The organism is Nocardioides fonticola (assembly GCF_039536805.1).
Classification (GTDB): Bacteria; Actinomycetota; Actinomycetes; order Propionibacteriales; family Nocardioidaceae; genus Nocardioides; species Nocardioides fonticola.
On the sequence record NZ_BAAAZH010000013.1, the window covers coordinates 59,790 to 76,094 of the forward strand.

Annotated in this window: 13 protein-coding genes; 10 read left to right on the forward strand and 3 right to left on the reverse strand. The window is 73.0% G+C overall.

Annotated features, from left to right (window positions below; all coding sequences use genetic code 11):
• Nucleotide 1: 1 nt before the first annotated feature.
• Nucleotides 2-502 (reverse strand): 2-C-methyl-D-erythritol 2,4-cyclodiphosphate synthase, encoded by a 501-nt coding sequence (gene ispF / locus ABD671_RS09875; RefSeq protein WP_344733170.1) that lies wholly within the window; start codon nucleotides 500-502, stop codon nucleotides 2-4.
• Nucleotides 503-533: 31 nt separating this feature from the next.
• On the opposite strand from ispF, the gene ABD671_RS09880 reads away from it, so the two are divergent.
• From ABD671_RS09880 to ABD671_RS09925, 10 genes are all read left to right on the forward strand, one after another.
• Nucleotides 534-2,123 (forward strand): molybdopterin-dependent oxidoreductase, encoded by a 1,590-nt coding sequence (locus ABD671_RS09880; protein ID WP_344733171.1) that lies wholly within the window; start codon nucleotides 534-536, stop codon nucleotides 2,121-2,123.
• A gap of 35 nt (nucleotides 2,124-2,158) precedes the next feature.
• Nucleotides 2,159-2,971, forward strand: coding sequence for an SDR family NAD(P)-dependent oxidoreductase (locus ABD671_RS09885; RefSeq protein WP_344733172.1), 813 nt, complete (start codon nucleotides 2,159-2,161; stop codon nucleotides 2,969-2,971).
• Between the two features lie 25 nt (nucleotides 2,972-2,996).
• Nucleotides 2,997-4,406, forward strand: a complete 1,410-nt coding sequence (gene cysS / locus ABD671_RS09890; protein ID WP_344733173.1) for a cysteine--tRNA ligase — start codon at nucleotides 2,997-2,999, stop codon at nucleotides 4,404-4,406.
• Nucleotides 4,406-5,344: a 23S rRNA (guanosine(2251)-2'-O)-methyltransferase RlmB gene (gene rlmB / locus ABD671_RS09895; protein ID WP_344733174.1), complete on the forward strand. Its 939-nt coding sequence runs from the start codon at nucleotides 4,406-4,408 to the stop codon at nucleotides 5,342-5,344. The genes cysS and rlmB overlap by 1 nt, the downstream gene beginning before the upstream one ends.
• A 310-nt stretch (nucleotides 5,345-5,654) precedes the next feature.
• Nucleotides 5,655-7,118: an ABC transporter substrate-binding protein gene (locus tag ABD671_RS09900; RefSeq protein WP_344733175.1), complete on the forward strand. Its 1,464-nt coding sequence runs from the start codon at nucleotides 5,655-5,657 to the stop codon at nucleotides 7,116-7,118.
• Nucleotides 7,119-7,126: 8 nt separating this feature from the next.
• Entirely contained in the window at nucleotides 7,127-9,148 is a 2,022-nt protein-coding gene (locus ABD671_RS09905; RefSeq protein ID WP_344733176.1) for a branched-chain amino acid ABC transporter permease, read from the forward strand.
• Nucleotides 9,129-9,941, forward strand: coding sequence for an ABC transporter ATP-binding protein (locus ABD671_RS09910; protein ID WP_344733177.1), 813 nt, complete (start codon nucleotides 9,129-9,131; stop codon nucleotides 9,939-9,941). Before ABD671_RS09905 ends, ABD671_RS09910 begins: the two co-directional genes overlap by 20 nt.
• Entirely contained in the window at nucleotides 9,938-10,645 is a 708-nt protein-coding gene (locus ABD671_RS09915) for an ABC transporter ATP-binding protein (RefSeq protein WP_344733178.1), read from the forward strand. The genes ABD671_RS09910 and ABD671_RS09915 overlap by 4 nt, the downstream gene beginning before the upstream one ends.
• Nucleotides 10,642-12,390 (forward strand): choice-of-anchor P family protein, encoded by a 1,749-nt coding sequence (locus ABD671_RS09920; protein ID WP_344733179.1) that lies wholly within the window; start codon nucleotides 10,642-10,644, stop codon nucleotides 12,388-12,390. Before ABD671_RS09915 ends, ABD671_RS09920 begins: the two co-directional genes overlap by 4 nt.
• 64 nt (nucleotides 12,391-12,454) lie before the next feature.
• Nucleotides 12,455-13,039: a hypothetical protein gene (locus ABD671_RS09925; RefSeq protein ID WP_344733180.1), complete on the forward strand. Its 585-nt coding sequence runs from the start codon at nucleotides 12,455-12,457 to the stop codon at nucleotides 13,037-13,039.
• Nucleotides 13,040-13,098: 59 nt separating this feature from the next.
• Here the strand turns inward: ABD671_RS09925 and ABD671_RS09930 are convergent, their stop codons facing one another.
• On the reverse strand, nucleotides 13,099-14,394 hold the full coding sequence (locus tag ABD671_RS09930) for a DUF4032 domain-containing protein (protein ID WP_344733181.1): 1,296 nt from the start codon (nucleotides 14,392-14,394) through the stop codon (nucleotides 13,099-13,101).
• A 64-nt stretch (nucleotides 14,395-14,458) separates the two neighbouring features.
• On the reverse strand, nucleotides 14,459-16,294 hold the full coding sequence (locus tag ABD671_RS09935; RefSeq protein WP_344733182.1) for an alpha-amylase family glycosyl hydrolase: 1,836 nt from the start codon (nucleotides 16,292-16,294) through the stop codon (nucleotides 14,459-14,461).
• Between the last annotated feature and the right edge of the window lie 11 nt (nucleotides 16,295-16,305).

Sequence of the window (16,305 nt, forward strand, 5' to 3'; positions counted from 1 at the left end):
CTCAGCTCGCGGCGACGACGATCGCGGTGGCGATCGCGGCCACGCCCTCCCCGCGACCGGTCAGCCCGAGCCCGTCGGTGGTGGTGGCCGACAGGCTCACCCGGACGCCGTCCAACGCCGCGCTGAGCGCCGCCTCGGCCTCCGCGCGGCGCGGCCCGAGCCGGGGCCGCTCGCCGATCACCTGGATCGCCACGTTGCCGATCGTGAAGCCGGCCGCCCGTACCCGGCGTGCGGTCTCGCCGAGCAGCGCGGCCCCCGACGCACCGGCCCATTCGGGTGCGCTGGTGCCGAAGTTCGAGCCCAGGTCGCCGAGCCCGGCCGCCGAGAGCAGCGCGTCGCAGGCCGCGTGCGCTGCGACGTCGGCGTCGCTGTGCCCCTCCAGACCGTGGGTCTCCTCGGGCCAGTGCAGGCCGCCCAGATGCATGGGCACCCCGGCGACCAGACGGTGCACGTCGGTGCCGATGCCGACGATCGGCAGGAGCGGGGAGGGCGAAGGGTCCACGCGATGATGATGCCCGAGCAAGAATCGGCGTGTGACCTCCCCCGACCTCCGACCCGACACCCGCGCGGAGACGCCGCCGGTGCGCCAGGTCGCCCCCTGGTGGGTGGCCGGCGTCGTCTCGGGCTACCTCGGCCTCGCCGTCGCCTACCTCGCCGCGCGGCTGCTCGACGCCACCGACGACCCGGTCTCCGGCGTCGCCAACGCGATCATCCGCCGCACTCCGGGCGGAGCCGTGGAATGGGCGATCCAGTCCTTCGGCCACCACGACAAGCTCGTGCTGGTCATCGGCATCCTCGCGGTGCTCACCGCCGTCTTCGCCGGGCTCGGCGTGCTCGCCGAGCGCTCCTTCGGTGCCGCGATCGGCGGGTTCCTCGTGCTGGCCGCGATCGGCGGCCTCGCGCTGGCGGTCCAGCGCGACTCCCAGGCGATCGACCAGCTGCCCATCGTCGTGGGCTTCCTCGCGTGGTCGTTCGCGCTCTCCGCGGTCACCGAGCCGATGCGCCTGGCCGCCATCGCCGATTCCTACGACGCCTCGCTCGGAGCGAGCCAGGACGCCGGCACCCGCCGCTCGTTCCTGATCCGCGCCGGCATCGTGGCCTCCCTCGCCGCGTTCGGCGGGGTCGTCGGCCGGATGGCCGGCCGCGGCCGCCAGCAGGTCGAGCAGGCCCGCAAGCTCCTGCGGCTCGAGCAGGTCACCGAGCCGCAGCAACCCGCCGGCGTCCACCCCGATGTCCCGGGCCTGGCGCCCTGGCAGACGCCGAGCGACGACTTCTACGTCATCCACACCGTCTTCACCCCGCCCACCATCACGCCCGACGAGTGGTCGCTGCGCATCCACGGCATGGTGGAGCGCGAGATCACGATCTCATTCGACGACCTGCTGAAGCGGGAGTTCACCGAGGACTGGATCACGCTCAACTGCGTCTCGAACGAGGTCGGCGGCACCCTCATCGGCAACGCCTGGTGGAGCGGGGTGCGCATCGCGCCGCTCCTGGCCGAGGCCGGCGTCTCCCCGGACGCCGACTGCGTGCTCCAGACCTCGAAGGACGGCTGGAACTGCAGCACGCCGCTGGCCGCGCTCACCGACGACCGCAACGCGATGCTCGCCGTGGCGATGAACGGCCGGCCGCTGCCGGTCGACCACGGCTTCCCGGTGCGCACCATCGTGCCGGGGCTCTACGGCTACGTCTCGGGCACGAAGTGGGTGGTCGACTACGAGGTCACCCGCTTCGACCAGGTCGACGCCTACTGGACCGTGCGCGGCTGGGGCGAGCAGGGGCCGGTGAAGATCGCGTCCCGCATCGACGTGCCCCGCGACGGCGAGACCCTGCCTCCCGGGGCGGTCACGATCGCCGGCGAGGCGTGGATGCAGCACACCGGCATCAGCCGCGTCGAGATCGCCGTCGACGGCGGCGCCTGGCAGCAGGCCACCCTGGCCACGGCGGCCGGGGTCGACTCCTGGGTCCAATGGTCGACCCAGGTCGATCTCGACGAGGGCGAGCACGTCGTCAAGGTGCGCGCCGTCGACGCCGAGGGCCGGGTGCAGACCGCCGTCGTCCGCCCCGTGCTGCCCGACGGCGCCACCGGGCTGCACGAGCGCAGCTTCCGCGTCGGCACCTGAGCCTGCATCCACGCCGAGCCTGAGAGCATCGGGGCATGACCCCACCTCCCGGGCCGCGTCGCGGCTCCGACGCCGACTTCGCCGAGCGCCCGGGCGCGGCCCTCGTGATCGGCGGCAGCGGTGGCATCGGCGCCGCCGTCGCGGGGCTGCTCGCCGTCCGGGGCAGCGACGTCGCGCTGACCTACCGCGGCAACGAGCTCGGCGCGCGCGGTGCGGTCGACGCCGTCCGTGCGCAGGGACGGCGGGCCGAGGCCTACCCCCTCGACCTCGGGTCGGCGCAGGCCGCCGACCGGGCCGCGGCCGTGATCGCCGAGGCGGTCACGGTCTTCGGCGGCCTGCACACGCTGGTCTACGCGGCCGGCCCGCACGTGCCGATGGTGCACCTCTCGGCGGTCGACCCGGTGCTGATGGCCGAGCAGCTGCAGGCCGACGCCGCCGGCTTCTTCGCCTGCGCCGCCCCGGCCCTGCCGCACCTGCGCGACCTCGGCGGCAGCATCGTGGCCGTCACCACTGCCGCGACCACCCGCTTCCCCGTGCGCGACGGCCTCTCCTCGGCGCCCAAGGCCGCGATCGAGGCCCTGGTGCGCGCCCTGGCGGTCGAGGAGGGCCGTTTCGGCGTGCGGGTCAACGCGGTGGGCCCCGGCATGCTCACCGACGGCATGGCCGAGCGGCTCATCGACTCCGGTGAGCTGGGGGAGGAGGCGCTGCTCGTCACCCGCGCCAACATCCCCCTGCGCCGCTTCGGCAGTGCCCGGGACGTCGCCGAGGCGGTGTGCTTCCTGGCCTCCGACCGGGCCGGCTTCGTGTCGGGGCAGAAGCTCGACGTCGACGGCGGATACGGGGCTTGACCGCTCCGAGCCCTAGGATTCAACGGTGACACTGAGGCTCTACGACACCGCCACCCGAGAGGCCCGGGACTTCGAACCCCTGCGCCCGGGCCGAGCGAGCGTCTACGTCTGCGGCCTCACCGTCCAGTCCGAGCCCCACGTCGGCCACGTGCGGTCGGCGGTCAACTTCGACGTGCTGCGCCGCTGGCTCACCCACCGCGGCTACCGCGTCGACTTCGTCCGCAACGTCACCGACATCGACGACAAGATCCTCGCCAAGGCCGCCGCGGCCGACCGGCCATGGTACGAGCACGCCGCGATCATGAAGCGCGAGCTCGACGCCGCCTACGCCGCGCTCAACGTGGCTCCGCCCACCTACGAGCCGCTCGCCACCGGGCACGTGCCGGAGATGCTCGAGCTCATCGGCCTGCTCATCGAGCGCGGCCACGCCTACGTCGCCGGCGACGGCTCGGGCGACGTGTACTTCGACGTCCGCTCCTGGCCCGCCTACGGCGAGCTGACCCGGCAGAGCGTCGAGGACATGGAGGCCGCCGAGGACGCCGACCCGCGCGGCAAGCGCGACCCGCGCGACTTCGCGCTGTGGAAGGGCTGGAAGTCCACGATCGAGCCGCGCACGGCGTCCTGGCCCAGCCCCTGGGGGCGCGGTCGCCCCGGCTGGCACATCGAGTGCTCGGCGATGGCCGGCAAGTACCTCGGCGAGTCCTTCGACATCCACGGCGGCGGCGTCGACCTGCGCTTCCCCCACCACGAGAACGAGCAGGCCCAGTCGCGGGCCGCGGGCCACGGGTTCGCCCGTTACTGGCTGCACAACGCCTGGATCACCACCGCCGGCGAGAAGATGAGCAAGTCGCTCGGCAACAGCCTGACCATCCCCTCGGTGCTCGAACGGTTCCGCGGCATCGAGCTGCGCTACTACGTCGTGGCGGCCCACTACCGCAGCCACGTCGAGTTCTCCTTCGACTCCCTCGAGGAGGCCGCGGTCGGCTTCCGCCGCATCGAGCACTTCCTCGACCGCGCCGGCGCCGACGCCGTCGTGGGGGAGATCCCCGAGGCGTTCGCCGCGGCGATGGACGACGACCTCGGCACCCCCGCGGCGGTCGCGGTCGTCCATGAGCACGTGCGCGAGGGCAACCGGCTGCTGGCCGACGGCGACGCCGCCGGTGCCACCGCCGCGGCCGCGCAGGTGCGCGCCATGCTCGCCGTGCTCGGCGTCGACCCGCTCGACCCCGCGTGGTCGGGCGGCGCCTCGGCCGACGACGGCGAGGCGAAGCTGACGGCGGCCGTCGACGTCCTCGTCGCCGGCCTGCTCGAGCAGCGTGCGGCCGCCCGGGCGGCCAAGGACTTCGCGGCCGCGGACGACATCCGCGACCGCATCAAGGCGGCCGGCATCGAGGTCACCGACACCCCCGACGGACCGAAGTGGAGCATCGCCTGATGGCCGGCAACTCGCAGCGCAAGGGCGCGATCCGCAAGTCCAGCAAGGCTCCGACCGCCGGCTCCGGCGGCCGCGTGCGCCGCGGTCTGGAGGGCAAGGGCCCCACGCCGAAGGCGCACGAGCGGCCCAACCACAAGGCCTACAAGGCTGCGCAGGCGGCGAAGAAGCAGGCGCCGAAGCCGCGCCGCCGCTCGACCTCCGACGTCGAATGGATCGCCGGACGCAACCCCGTTGTCGAGGCGCTGCGCGAGGGTGTGCCGATCAACGCGGTCTACGTGGCCGAGGGCGCCGAGCGCGACGGCCGGCTCCGTGAGGCGTTCGCCATCGCCGCCGAGAAGGGCATCAGCCTGCTCGAGGTCGGCCGCGGCGAGCTCGACCGGCTCACCCACGGCGCGGTCCACCAGGGCCTCGCCGCTCGCATCCCGGCCTACGAGTACGCCCACCCCGACGACCTGCTCGACCGGGCCGCCGAGATGGGCGAGCCGCCGCTCATCGTCGTCCTCGACTCCGTCACCGACCCCCGCAACCTCGGCGCCGTCGTCCGCTCGGCCGCCGGATTCGGCGCCCACGGCGTCGTGATCCCCGAGCGCCGCGCGGCCAGCATGACCGCCAGCGCCTGGAAGACCAGCGCCGGCGCCGCGGCCCGCATCCCGGTCGCGCAGGCCGGCAACCTCACCCGCCAGCTCAAGGCCTACCAGGACGCCGGCTGCATGGTCGTCGGCCTGGCCGCCGACGGCGAGGTGGAGCTCCCGCAGCTCGACCTGGCCGACGGCCCCCTCGTGCTGGTGGTCGGTTCGGAGGGCAACGGTCTCTCGCGCCTGGTCGCCGAGACCTGCGACCAGCTGGTGTCCATCCCGATGGCCAACCAGGTCGAGTCCCTCAATGCCGGTGTCGCGGCCAGCGTCGCGCTCTACGCGATCGCCCAGGCGCGCGCCTGATCCGTCGGGGATGATCCCCGGCCCGCCCGATCCCGGGGCGGCCGCTCCGGCGTGCCCGCGCCGTCCCACCGCGCCCTAGACCAGCCCGGTCGGGCTATCGACGCGCGCCCCGGCGAGGACTAGACCGGCATCCGGACACCGGAGCCCCCGGGTGGGGACTCGCCGTCCACACTCTGACCACCCGGCGACGGTGTGGCCCGCGTCACCTTTCGGCGTGATAATCGTTAGAACTGATACCTGTTCTAGTTTTGGGAGGGGACCCCTCGTGCACCTGCGCCGCCACGTCTCACGACCGACCCGGGTCGGAGGGATGATCGCCGCCGCCGGGCTCACGCTCGCGCTAGCCGCGTGCGGTTCCCAGCTGACCCCTGCCGAGGTCGCCGCCGCGAACGGCGGCGGCACCGGCGCCGGCACGGGCACCGCTGTGGGCAGCGGCACCGGCACGGGCACCGACGCGGGCACCGGCACCGGAACCGATGCGGGCACCGGCACCGGCACCGACGCGGGCACCGGGGGCGGCACCGGCGGCACGACCACCGGCGGAGGCGGCACCGGCACGACCGGCGGGACGACGTCCGGCGGCGGCACCGGCGGCGGCTCGACCTCGGCCACCGGCGGCGCCAAGGCGGGCGACTGCACCGGCTTCAAGAACGGGCCGGGCATCACCGACGACACGATCACCATCGGCAACTCCTCCGACATCTCCGGCCCCGTCCCCGGCCTCTTCGAAGCCGCCCAGGACGCCGTGCGCGCCTATGTCGCCTACTTCAACGCCACGAACCCCAAGGGCATCTGCGGTCGCAAGCTCGTGCTGAAGACCTACGACTCGCGCACCGACGCCGGCGCCGACCAGACGGCCTACGCCTCGGGTTGCACCGAGGTGTTCGCGATGGTCGGCTCGATGTCGGCCTTCGACTCCGGCGGCGCGGCGACCTCCGACAAGTGCGGTCTGCCCGACCTGCGCTCGGCCGGCGTCACCGGCGCCCGCCAGAAGAGCCGCACCTTCTACGGCGCCCAGTCCACGATCGCCAACGAGTTCGAGAACGCGGTCGCCGACTACGTCATCAAGAACTTCCCCGCCGCGGCCAAGGCCGGAGCGGTGCTCTACCTCAACGCGGGCGCCTCGGCCGAGAACGGCGTCATCCAGGCCAAGGCCGAGACCATGCGCGGCCTGAAGATCATCTACAACCAGGGCATCGAGACCTCCGACTTCAACTACTCGCCCTACGTGCAGCAGATGAAGGACAAGGGCGTGAAGTACGTCCAGATGATCGGCGCCACCCCGCAGTTCGTCCGGCTGGCCCAGGCGATGCAGCAGCAGGGCTTCAAGCCCGACGTGCTGATGTTCGACCCGACCGCCTACACCCGCGACTTCATCGCCAGCGGCGGGGACGCCGTCGAGGGCGCCACAATCTTCACCAACTTCGCCCCCTTCGAGGAGGCGAACAAGAACCCCGAGCTCGCGACCTACCTCAACTGGCTCAACCAGGTGAAGCCGGGTGCCGAGCCGACCTTCTTCGGGGTCTTCTCCTGGTCGGCGGCCCGCCTGTTCGTCCAGGAGGCGATCAAGCTCGGCGGCCAGCTCAACCGCGAGACGCTGCTGACGGCGCTCTCGAAGGTCGACGACTGGACCTGCAACAACCTGCACTCGCGCCAGCACGTGGGGCCGCGGCACACCGGTGACGGATGGCGCTTCCTCCAGGTCAAGGGCGGCAAGTACGTGCCGATCGGCGGTACGAACTACAACTACAACGGCGTCACCGTCGTCCGGTAGGGGGCGCCATGTCGAGTTTCCTGGCCTTCACGATCTTCGGTCTCTTCAGCGGGGCCGCCTACGCGATCGTGGCCTCGGGTCTGACGCTGACCTACACCACCACGCGCGTCTTCAACATCGCGCACGGTGCGCTCGGCATGGTGATGTCGTTCGTGTTCTGGGACGTCAGCGTGCGGCAGGGCCTGCCGCCGTTGCCAGCCTTCCTGCTCGTCATCCTCGTCATCGCCCCGGCGATCGGCTGGTTCATCCAGCGCTTCGTGGCCCGCGGCCTCGGCGACGCCCCGGTGTCGGTCTCGCTCGTGGTCACCGTGGCCCTGCTGGTGGCCTGCATCGGCACCGCCCAGCAGATCTGGCCGCCGGCGTCGCGCACGGTGCAGCCGTTCATGCCGGGCAAGCAGATCACCATCGCCGGCACCAACGTCTCGGCCCACCAGATCATCACGATCCTGCTCTCGGTCGCCGTCGCCCTCGGGCTCTTCGCCCTGCTCACCCGCACCCGCATCGGCACCGCGATGCGGGCCTCGGTCGACAACCCCGACCTGCTGCGGCTCTTCGGCGGCAACCCCGAGACGGTCGCCGCGCTCTCCTGGGCGATCGGCACCTCGTTGGCCGCGCTGGGCGGCATCCTGCTGGTCTCCCAGGTCGGCCTGGACTACTACGCCCTGACCCTGCTGGTGATCAGCGCGTTCGCGGCGGCGGTCTTCGGACGGTTGAAGTCGCTGCCGCTGACCTTCGCCGGCGGCATGGCGCTGGGCCTCGCGGAGGCGTACGCCAAGGGCTACCTGCCCACGGACGGCCTGCTCTCGAAGGTCGGCAACGTCATCGCGCCGCTCTTCCTCTTCGTCGTCGTCGTCGGCATGCCGCAGACCCAGCTGCGCATCGGCCAGGTCAAGGGTCTGGTGTACGCACCGGTGCCCTCGCTGCCGAAGTCGGCCGGCTGGGGCTTCGGGCTGATCGTGATCGCCACCCTGTTCACCGCGGGCATGAGCGAGGCCAACCTGCTGCTCATCGGCACCGCGGCCACCTACGCCATCGTGATGCTCTCCCTGGTGCTGCTCACCGGCTACGGCGGGCACGTCTCGCTGGGCCAGTTCACCTTCGCCGGCGTCGGCGCCCTGACCTACGCCAAGCTCGACGAGCCGAACCTGCTCGGGCTGCTGATCTCCGCCCTGGTCGCCGCCGGTGTGGGGGCGCTGGTGGCGCTGCCGGTCATCCGGCTCACCGGCCTCTACCTGGCGCTGGCCACGCTGGCCTTCGCCGTCCTCATGGACAAGCTGATCTTCCAGGCCGACTTCGCCTTCGGGTTCGGCGGTGCGCTCACCGCCGAGCGGCTCTCCCTGTTCGGCACCCAGGTGGAGTCGACCCAGGCGTACGTGATGGTGATGGTCGTCTTCTTCGTGCTCACCGCGTTGGCGCTGCTCAGCCTGCGGCGCGGTTCGTTGGGCCGGCTGCTCATCGCCCTGCGCGACAGCCCGGCCGCCTGCGGCACGCTCGGCCTGGACGCCCGCTGGTTCCGGGTCGGGCTGTTCGGCCTCTCCGCGGGCATCGCGGGCCTGGCCGGCGGGCTGTTCGCCGGTCTGCGGGGCACCATCGGCGCCGCGGACTTCCAGTTCTTCTCCAGCCTGACCCTGCTGCTGTTCGCCGTCGTCTTCGGGGTCACCTCCGTCACCGGTGCCCTGCTCGGCGGCATCGGGCTGATGGAGCTGCCCGTGCAGCAGTCGGAGAACCCCGGGGTCGCCGGCCTGCTGTTCGTGATCATCTCGGTCGCGGCCATCCTGCTGGCCCGCAACCCCAACGGCGTCGCCTACTACCTGTTCCGGTTCGGCAACTGGCTCGACCGCCGCTACGGGACGACGGTGCGCGCGCGCATCCCGATCCTCCCGGTGCGCGCGCCCGACCCGGATGGCCCGAGTTCGGGGATTTCGGACCTGCTCGACGGTGACGTGCATCACCATGGGACCGATGCCGACGGTCCGGCCGTCGGCGTCGAGGGGGAGGAGGTGGGCGCGTATGTCGCTCCTCGAGGTTGACCACGTGGTCGTGCAGTTCGGCGGTGTCACCGCCGTCAACGAGGCTGCCTTCAGCGCCGACGCGGGCCGGGTCACCGGGCTCATCGGGCCGAACGGTGCCGGCAAGACCACCTGCTTCAACGTGATCTCCGGCCTGCAGAAGCCGACCCGCGGCAAGGTCTGGTACGACGGGAAGAACATCTCCCGGGTGCCGGTGCACCGCCGCTCCAAGCGCGGCATCGGCCGCACCTTCCAGCGCCTGGAGGCCTTCGGGTCCCTCACCGTGCGCGAGAACGTCCGCGTGGCCCACGACATCGCCGCGGGCAGCCGCGGGCTGCTCCACCGGGGTGCGCGCGACGTCGACATCCTGCTCGAGCGGGTCGGCATCGCCGCCTACGCCGAGGAGCGCGCCGACTCGATCCCCACCGGCACCGCACGCCTGCTCGAGCTCGCGCGCTGCCTGGCCTCCGAGCCGCGCCTGCTGCTGCTCGACGAGCCGTCCTCGGGTCTGGACGAGACCGAGACCGACGCGTTCGGCGAGCTGCTGCGCGACCTGGCCGCCGACGGCGTCGGCATCCTCATGGTCGAGCACGACATGGACCTCGTCATGGCCGTATGCGATGAGATCCACGTGCTCGACTTCGGCTCCGTGATCGCCTCGGGCACGCCCGGGCAGATCCGCACCGACCCGCTCGTGCAGAAGGCCTACCTCGGCTACAGCGACGACGCTCCCGAGCCGGCGCGCCGGGCGGCCACCGGCGACGAGATGGATCAGACGATGGTGATGGCACCGATCGGAGGGACCCCGTCGTGAGCATCCCGATGCTGGAGGTCATCGACCTGCGCGCCGCCTACGGGCGGATCGAGGTGCTGCGCGGCGTCGACCTCTCCGTGCCCAAGGGCGCGGTGATGGCGCTGCTCGGCCCCAACGGCGCCGGCAAGTCGACGCTGGTCAAGGTGATCTCGGGTCAGAAGAAGCAGACCTCGGGCGACATCCACCTCGGCGGCGTGCACGTGCGCGGCGCCGAGACCGAGGACCTCGCCCGCCTCGGGCTGTGCACCGTGCCGGAGGGCCGCTCGGTCTTCCCGAACCTCACCGTCGCCGAGAACCTCACCCTCATGTCCTACGCCGGGGTGCCGGCCGAGGCCGTGCTGGAGACGGCGTTCGCCTACTTCCCGCGCCTGCTCGAGCGCCGCAACCAGCTCGCCGGCACCATGTCCGGCGGCGAGCAGCAGATGCTGGCGATGTCGCGTGCCCTGGCCTCCGACCCCGCCCTGCTGCTCCTCGACGAGCTCTCGATGGGCCTGGCGCCCCTCATCGTCGAGGAGCTCTACGAGACCGTGGGCCGCATCGCCGAGTCCGGCGTGACCATCCTGTGCATCGAGCAGTTCGCGCGCACCGCGCTCAAGATCGCCGACTACGCCGCCGTCATGACGGGCGGGCGCGTCGTCGCCACCGGCGAGCCCGGCGAGATCCTCGAGACCATGTCCGACGTCATCCTGGGAGGCGCCGCATGAGCCGCCGTCACGACCCGCGGCGCCGTCGCCGCAGCCTCGCCGCCGCTGGCGCCGTCGCCCTGCTGGGCGGCGCGTTGCCGCTGGCGGCGACCGGCGGCCCCGCGCACGCCGAGGACACCCCGGGCGCCGGGTTCAGCGGCTTCTCCTCCAGCACGATCGCCACGCCGATCAAGCTGGAGATCTTCGAGCCCACCATCCCCGTGCCCGCGAGCCCGCAGGCCGAGCTGAACTTCGGCTACTCCAAGGTGCTGGCCGACTCCACGAGCTCCCGCGGGCGCGCGACCTACCTGTGGCCGGGAGACGCGGTGGGCGAGGGCCTCAAGACGATCATCGAGCAGCTCGGCCTCCCGCCGGAGATCTCGACCCCGTTGGCCTCCCAGGGGTACCCGCTCCAGGTGAACTCCGGCTACCCCAGCGGCGATGAGTCCCAGTCCCAGGAGCCGCTGCCCGGTGCCGTGATGCGCACCAAGGCCACCCAGTACAAGACGTTCGCCAAGAACGGCTTCTCCTCCGACTGCGACGTCCAGGACCCGCTCGACGGCAACGACTACGGCTCGGGTTCGGGCGGCTCGGGCGGCTCGGGCGGCTCGGGCAAGGACGCCGCCTCCCCGGCGGGCGGTCTCGGCGGCCTGCTCAGCGGTCTGCTCGGCGGTCTGGGCGGCCTCGGCCAGAAGTCCACGCCGCAGGGCTCCTCGGCGGCGGTCGCCGCCGACGACGGCACCGACGGTTCGGACCCCGATCCCGGCACCGACGACAACGCCGCGAACTGCCAGGTGCCCTCCCAGCTCGCCGCGCTCATCGACATGGGCGGTTACGTCTCCAACACCAGCGTCACCTCCTCGACGGGCGTCGGCGCCCAGGTGACGGCGTCCTCGCGCGCCGCGCTGGGCGATATCAGCCTGCTCGGCGGCCTCATCACGCTGTCGGGGGTCTCGGCCACCGCCGTGGCCACCGGCGACGGTGGGGAACCGCAGCCCTCCGGCGAGGCGGCCTACGGCCAGATGACCGTGGCCGGCGTCAAGTTCCGCCTCGGCCCGGACGGCGCCGAGGCGGCCGGTTCGGTGCAGTCGGTGCCCGGACTCGGCCCGGTCAACAGCATCCTCAAGACCCTCGGCATCACCATCGAGACCCCGGGCCGGGTCGACACCCGCGAGGGCGGCGAGCTGACCACCACGACCGAGGCGCTGCGCATCACGATCGACACCGTCGTGCTGCGTCCGGTGCTGCAGGCCCTGCCGCTCAAGCAGATCCTCGAGCCCCTCGCCAACGGCCTGCCCGCGCAGGCCGGCCCGCTCAAGTCGCTGCTGCTCTCGATCCCCGACCTCGCGCCGAAGATCGTGCTCCACCTCGGCTACGCCACCTCCACGGTGCAGACCGTGCAGGGCATCACCCCGCCGGTGATCGACACCGGTGGCGGCGACACCGGCGGCGGACCCACCGACACCGGCGGCGGCACGCAGAGCACCGGCGGCCCCGGCACCAGCGGCGTCCCGACCGGCGAGGTGCCGGGCGGCACGACGGCCCCGGGCGGCGACACCACCGGCGGCGACCTCACCGACGCCGGACCGGTGGCCCAGGGTCTCCCGCCGCTGTTCTCCATCCCCGGCGCGCTGCTCTTCGGCGCCGTCCTCGGGGCGGGCGTCGTCGGCAGCTACTTCCGCCGGCTCGGCCTCGCCGCGCTCGGCGGCGGCGCGCCCTGCACGCACGGCCTCGAGGCCGGACTGCCCGACCTCCGCAAGATGTGACGTCCACTCCGACACCACCCGCAGCAGCCAGATCAGCAGCCAGATCAGCAGAAGGGTCCTCCCCATGACCGCGATCCAGAATCCCGTCCCGATCTCGGGTCAGCCCGAGCGCGCCAGCGGCTCCCGCCTCGGCTCCGGGGCGCCGCTGCCCCGTGCCGGCGTGCGCGGCGGCGGGGTCGCGCCGGTGCGCAACAACAACTACCAGCTGCTCCAGATCGTGCTGTTCTGGGCCGGCGCGATCCTGCTGCCGCTGGGTCTGGTCGTCATCGTGCTCGGCTGGTACGGCGCCTCGAACACGCCCTACCAGTACGACCAGCTCTCCTACCTGGTCTCCGGCGGTCTGCTCGGCCTCGGCCTGACCTTCGCCGGCGGGTTCCTCTACTTCGGCGCCTGGCTGGCCCGCATCGCCGACGACGGCCGCGAGTCCTCCAAGCGCCTGGCCGACACCCTGCTGGTGCTCGCCGACGCCACCGCCCGCTCCGCCGCGATGACCGACCAGGGCGTCGACCTCGGCGCCACCCCGGTGGTGGCCGGCGACAACGCCACCATCCACCGTCGCGACTGCGCGCTCATCGCCCACCGCGAGGACCTCCGCGCCGTCGGCAACCACACCGAGGGTCTGGTGCCCTGCCGCGTCTGCCGGCCCTGAACCGGCCCGGAACCGGCCCTGAACCGGCCCGGAACCGGCTCGGGCCGCCGTCCGCCCGATCAGTCGTCCCCGAGGGGGTCGGTGCCCCGTGCACCGGCCCCTTCGGCGTTCTCCGGGCCCTCGGCGATGCCGGTGCGTGCCTCCAGCGGGCGTGCAGGCAGGATCCGCGCGATGTAGTCGCGGGCGGTCTCGAAGAGGTCGACCTCGCGGCCGGCCCGCTCGGAGAGGTACCACCGGTGCACCAGCACCTCGTGGAAGAACTCCGCGGGCTCGAGCCGGCCGGCGGCGTCCTCGGGGATCAGCGCCGCCAGGGGCTCGTAGATCTCGGTGCGCCAGCGGCGTCCGACGGCGGCACGATCGGCGTTGCCGAGGTCGAAGGTGGCGGTGAAGGAGGCGATGTCGTTGAGCAGCCGCCGCGCCTGGTTGTCCTCGACCTCCAGACCGGTCAGGGCGCGCAGCTCGCGGGCATGGTGGCCGAGCTCGACGACCCGCGGCCGGATGCGGACGACGTCGCCGCCGAGGTCGGTGACGATGTCGAGCTCCTCGACGTCGAAGCCCAGATCGTTGAGCCGCTCGACCCGCTGCTCGATGCGCCACAGCTCCGCGGTGGAGAACTCCTCGTCGGAGGTCAGCTCGGCCCACAGCGCGGCGTAGCGGTCGGTGAGCAGCTCGACGACGTCGGCCGGGTCGAGGTCGTCGGCCACCGCGCCGCTAGCCTGGAGGTCGAGGAGCTCTGCGAAGACGTTCTCGCAGCCGACCGTGACGTCGTACTCGCGCAGGCGGTCGGAGAGATGCTGCTTGAACTCCCCGGTCTCGGCGTCGACCAGGTAGGCGGTGTAGGCGCCGGCGTCGCGCCGGAAGAGCACGTTCGAGAGCGACACGTCGCCCCAGTAGAAGTCGGCCAGGTGCAGGCGCACCAGCAGCACCACGAGGGCGTCGACCAGCAGCGAGACCTGCTCGGCGGAGGTGGAGCCGGTGACGCCGCTGTGGCTGAACACCACGCGATAGGGCAGCGAGAAGCGCAGGTGCTCGGTGAGCAGGGCGGCCGGCAGCGGTTCGCCCGCGGCGTCGGTGCGCCCGGCGACCACGCCGTGCGGGACGACCGCCGGCAGGCCGGTGCGGCCGAGGTCGCGCAGCAGGCGGTACTCGCGCAGCGCGATGTCCTCCTGTGTCTCCTTGACCGCGAAGATGCCGCGCCCCACGCGCACGATGCGCACGACGTGCCGGGAGAGGCCGCGGGGCAGGGGGACGACGGTGCGCTCGTCCCACTCCTCCAGCGGTACCGACCAGGGCAGCGTCAGCAGCGCCGGGTCGGGCCGGTGCGCCACGATGCGCACGTCGGAGACCATCGCCATGGCCGTCAGGGTAGGGGTGGCGCGGGGGCGGTGTCAGGAGTCGACGGAGCGGCCCCGGCCGCGCTCACCGCAGGCGCCAGATCACCACTCCGGCGTCCCCCGCCGGCAGGGTCAGGACGCCGTCCGCGACCTGCAGGTCGCCGGCCTCGCCCTCGGTGGCCAGGACGCCGTCCGCGCCGTCGCTCGCGCCCAGCGGGCCGGCGGGCAGCGGGATCACCCCGCCCGGCGCCCGGCGGGCCAGCACGAGCAGCGAGCCGTCGGGGTGCTCGCGCACGAAGGCGATCGCGTCGTCCTCGGCGACCAGCCAGCGCAGCCCGCCCCACACGAGTGCGGGGTGCTCGCGGCGGGCCGCGGCGAGCGCGGCGTAGGTCGCGAGCGTGGCGTGGTCCCAGCGGTCGGGGTGGGCCCACGGCATGGGGCGGCGGGAGTCCTCGCCGAGCACGCCCTCGAGGCCGATCTCGTCGCCGGCGAAGAGCATCGGCACGCCGGGCAGGGTGAACTGCAGGCCGGCGGCGACGCGGTGCAGGGGAGCGGAACCGGTGAGGGTGCGGATGCGGGCGGAGTCGTGCGAGCCGAGGATGTTCCACGACTGGGCGGCTGCGCGGAAGCCGTACCGCGCGGCCCATTCGCGCAGGGTGCGCACCACGAGCGGGCCGGGCCGCACGGCCACCGGCAGCGGGCGGCCGAAGGCGCGGGCGGGGGAGGCGGGGTCGCGCAGCCACGACCACACCGGCCAGGAGAAGCCGGAGTAGTTCATCGTGCCGTGCCAGCCGTCGCCGTCGATGTCGCCCGACGCGTCGTGGTTGTGCTCGCCGATCACCCAGGCGTCGGCGCGTTCGGCGGTGGCGGTGCGGCGCACGGCCCGTGCGGTCTCGTGGTTGACGTCGAGGGCGCCGAGCCGACCGGTCATGTTGGCGACGTCGATGCGCCAGCCGTCGACGTCGAAGGGCGGCCGCAGCCAGCGCGCGACGACGCTCTCGTGGCCCTCCACCATCGCGGCTCGCAGCCCGGGGTCGGCGAGGTTGAGCTTGGGGAGCGTGTGGTGACCCATCCAGGTCTCGTAGCCGCCGTCCTCGCGCAGGTGGTACCAGGTGCGGGTGGGTCCGCCCTCCCGCGCCGTGCGGAACCACTCGTGGGTGTCGCCGGTGTGGTTGGTCGTCAGGTCGCCGAGCAGGCGCCACCCGCGGGCGTGGACGGCGGCCGCGAGCCGCGCGTAGGCCTCGTCGCCGCCGAGCAGCGGGTCGACGCCGTCGAAGGTCGAGGCGTTGTAGCGGTGGTTGCTCTCGCCGGGGAAGACCGGCGTCGTGTAGAGCACCGTGGCGCCGACGGCGTCGAGATGGTCGAGGTGCGCGACGACGCCGTCGAGGTCGCCGCCGAAGAACTGCAGCGGCGTGCGCGGGTCGGAGCCCTCGAAGACCACCTCGTCGTCCCAGGCGGCGGGCACCGCCCAGGACGGCGTCGGGCGGTGGTCGGCGGCCGCGGAGCGGGCGAAGCGGTCGGGGAAGATCTGGTAGACGACCGCCTCGCGGCCCCAGGCGGGTGCCGGGTCGTGGGTGCTGACCTTGAAGTCGAAGGTGTCGGGCAGGTCGTGCTCGACGACGCCGGCCGCGGTCAGCCAGCGCTGGGTGCCGTCGGGGGCGGCCAGCAGGAAGCGGTAGTGGGTGATCGGGTTGTGCACCGGCAGGTCGGCGGCCCACCACACGGTGTGCTCGTCGCTCGCGACGACGCGGGCCTGGTGGAACGTCGGCTCGGCGTCGTAGGTGGTGCGCACCCACACGGCGTCCGTCGGGTCGCCGGACCACAGCCGCACGCGCACGGTGACGACGTCGTCCAGGGACGGTGCGTCGTCGGAGAGGTAGAGCGGGGAGCCGTCGTGGTGGGGCTCGAGCGCCAGGTGCATGGCCGCAGTGT